At 66.7% G+C, this 1,430-nt stretch carries 1 protein-coding gene; it reads right to left on the bottom strand.

The features are described 5' to 3' along the window. Nucleotides 1-198: 198 nt before the first annotated feature. Nucleotides 199-1,311: an IS110 family RNA-guided transposase gene (locus tag EH240_RS36955; protein ID WP_125007241.1), complete on the bottom strand. Its 1,113-nt coding sequence runs from the start codon at nt 1,309-1,311 to the stop codon at nt 199-201. Between the last annotated feature and the right edge of the window lie 119 nt (nt 1,312-1,430).

The raw sequence follows: 1,430 nt of genomic DNA, 5'->3' as shown, positions 1-1,430 counted from the left end.
GTCTAGGTTCGGGCGTTGGGCTGATGCCCAGCCACATAGTTAGGACGGGAGTTCCCCACCGTGGCCACATCCCGTCGCCGTGCTGCCCGGTTTTTCCGCCGAGAGATCCGGCGCGGGCAGAGCCTTCAATCCGGCGGCGCCCGCGCCGGGGGCGCTCTTGTCGGGATCCTGATCTTCGATGAAGAAGCGCACTGCATCTCAACGCACCGGTTCGACCTGGTGGCCGATGGCCCACAGGAACGCCGCCATCTCGCGCGCGATCGCCGCAACGACGATGGGTTTGTTCTTGCCCGCAGCCATCATGCGCCGGTAGCGGGCGCAAAGCCGCGTCTGCGCCCTCCAGGCGATCTCGCGCACCGCCTTCGGCAGACCCTCGAGCCTGACGCGAATGGGCTCCGTCACCCTGGCGGGATAGCGGTAGGCCCAGGCGCCTTCGATCAGGACGCGGCGGGCGCGGCGATTGCCGGCCAACGTCAGGCCGCCGCGCTTTACCGTGTCGCCGGTCGAGCGCTCCGAGGGCACCAGGCCCAGAAAGGCCATCAGCTGCCGCGGAGTGTCGAAGCGGCGGACATCGCCGACTTCGCTGACGAAAGTGACGGCGACGATGAAGGACACACCACGCAGCGCCTGATAGGCCGCCACCACCGGCGCCATCGACCAGCTCGGCACCAGCTCGGCCAGTTGCGCGTCCAGCCGCTCCAGCCGGTCCTGCGCATCGGTGATCACGTCGACCTGGTCCTGGAACACGATCTGCTGGGCCGGATGGTCGAACTTTTGCGCCGCCAGCCAGCGGGCATGGGTCCGGGTCCAGTTCTTGCGTCCGGTAAAGACCCGGCCATGGCGCAGCAGGAACGACAGAAGCTGCTGGCGCTTCTTGCGCAGATCCTCGCTCGCCGCGGAGCGCACCCGCACTAGATCGCGCACCGCTTCATGCACCGCGTCTGGAACCCAGATCCCCTTCAATTCTCCGGCCCGCAGCAGCCGCGCCAGACTGACCGCATCGCGCCGGTTCGTCTTGACGCGCTCGCCCGGGCGCTTGGGGATCAGCGAGGGCGCAACGACATCGCAGCGCTGACCGAGCTCGACGATCTGCCGGTAGAGCCCGTAGCCGGTCGGGCCGGCTTCGTAACAGAAATGCAGGCGAGGATGCTTTTTCTCCAGCTTGCGCACGAAGCGCTCGACCGCCGCCGGCCTCGCTTCGATCTCGCCGAAATACCGGACCTCCCCATTGCGGCCACCCTCGGCAACCGCAATGGCGTGCTTCGCCTTCGACACGTCGACACCGACGTAAAAAACGCTATCTTGCTTCATGGCCCGTCCTTTCTTCGCTTGGGGCTCGGCTCGGGCACTCCCCGAGCAACCCCCGTTTGCTTAACAGCTGCAAAGACTAAGGGCGGGCCGCCGCTCAGACCACGGTCATAACGTCTAGC

It is taken from the genome of Mesorhizobium tamadayense (assembly GCF_003863365.1).
GTDB lineage: Bacteria > Pseudomonadota > Alphaproteobacteria > Rhizobiales > Rhizobiaceae > Mesorhizobium > Mesorhizobium tamadayense.
This window is presented reverse-complemented; position numbering and strand designations above follow the sequence as displayed.